General features: G+C 66.0%; 1 protein-coding gene. It reads left to right on the forward strand.

Annotated features, from left to right (window positions below; genetic code table 11):
* Positions 1-1,622 (forward strand): amino acid adenylation domain-containing protein (locus tag PMI38_RS19050; protein ID WP_008097332.1); only part of this gene is annotated, 1,622 nt, incomplete at its 5' end.
* Positions 1,623-1,920 lie beyond the last annotated feature (298 nt).

Here is a 1,920-nt window from a genome sequence, read left to right on the forward strand (position 1 = left end):
CCGGCTACCTGCCGCTGGACCCGGGCCTGCCTTCGGCGCGCCTGCAGCGCATCGTCGAGCTCAGCCGCACCCCGATGCTGGTGTGCAGCGCGGCCTGTGCCGAGCAGGCGCGGCAGTTGCTGGACGAACTGGCGGGCGTGGCCCGGCCGCAGCTGCTGGTGTGGGAAGAGGTCCAGGGCAGCCACATCGCCAGCCACAACCCCGGCATTCACAGTGGGCCGGACAACCTTGCCTACGTGATCTATACCTCCGGCTCCACCGGCCTGCCCAAGGGCGTGATGGTCGAGCAGCGCGGCATGCTCAACAACCAGCTGAGCAAGGTGCCGTACCTGGCCTTGAGCGAGCACGACGTGATCGCCCAGACCGCTTCGCAGAGCTTCGATATTTCGGTATGGCAATTCCTTGCCGCACCGCTGTTCGGCGCCAAGGTCGAGATCGTGCCGAACGCCATCGCCCACGATCCGCAGGGCCTGCTGGCCCATGTGCAGGCCACCGGCATTACCGTGCTGGAAAGCGTGCCATCGCTGATCCAGGGCATGCTGGCCAACGACCACCAGGCCCTGGACGGCCTGCGCTGGATGCTGCCGACCGGTGAAGCCATGCCGCCGGAGCTGGCGGCGCAATGGCTGCAGCGTTACCCGCGGATTGGCCTGGTGAACGCCTACGGTCCGGCGGAGTGCTCGGACGATGTGGCGTTCTTCCGTGTCGACCGCGCGTCGACCCGCGGCAGCTACCTGCCGATCGGCACACCGACCGATAACAACCGCCTGTACCTGTACGGCGAGGACCAGGCCCTGGTGCCGCTGGGGGCTGTCGGCGAGCTGTGCGTTGCCGGTACCGGCGTCGGGCGTGGCTATGTCGGTGACCCGGTGCGTACTGCGCTGGCCTTCATCCCGCATCCGCACGGTGCACCGGGCGAGCGGCTGTACCGCACCGGTGACCTGGCGCGGCAGCGGCCGGACGGCGTGCTGGAGTATGTCGGGCGTATCGACCACCAGGTGAAGATCCGCGGTTTCCGCATCGAGCTGGGCGAGATCGAGGCCCGTCTGCACGAGCAGCCCGAGCTGCGTGATGCCGCCGTGGGCGTGCAGGAAGGCGTCAATGGCAAGCACCTGGTTGGCTACCTGGTGGCTCACCAAGGTGTCAGCGCCGATGCAGCGCTGCTTGAGCAGGTCAAGCAACGCCTGCGCGCCGAGCTGCCGGAATACATGGTGCCGCTGCACTGGGGCTGGTTCGACAGCCTGCCGCACAACGCCAACGGCAAGCTCGACCGCAAGGCCCTGCCGGCCATCGATATCGGCGGGCAGCATAGCCAGGCCTACCTGGCGCCGCGTGATGAGCTGGAAGAGGTGCTCGCCGGCATCTGGGCCGATGTGCTCAAGGCTGAGCGGGTAGGGGTGCATGACAACTTCTTCGAACTCGGCGGGCATTCGTTGCTGGCAACGCAGATTGCGTCGCGGGTGCAGAAGCAGTTGCAGCTTAATGTGCCGCTGCGGGCGATGTTCGAGTGCAGCACGGTGGAGGCGTTGGCGGCGTATGTGCGCGGGTTGCAGGACAGTGCGCTGGATGAGGAGAAGGTGGATCGGTTGAGTGACCTGATGGCGGAGTTGGAGGGGTTGTGATTGGCGGGGGCGCTTTGCGCCCCATTCGCGGGACAAGCCCGCTCCCACAGGTAAACACCGCCCGCAAGAACAGTGGGGGTGTCTGTGGGAGCGGGCTTGTCCCGCGAAGAGGCCGGTGAAGCATCGCAAATAAATCCGTTCCTACAACTCGATTTTAGGGTTGGCGCTGGCGCCTACCCTCATTTATCGCCATGCACCAAAGGCGAACAACCATGGCCTGACAGACATAGGCACGTTGCAACAAATGTAGGAGCGAGCTTGCTCGCGATGCGCCGCGCGGGCGGCGCTCGATTTGCGC

The organism is Pseudomonas sp. GM84 (assembly GCF_000282535.1).
Classification (GTDB): domain Bacteria; phylum Pseudomonadota; class Gammaproteobacteria; order Pseudomonadales; family Pseudomonadaceae; genus Aquipseudomonas.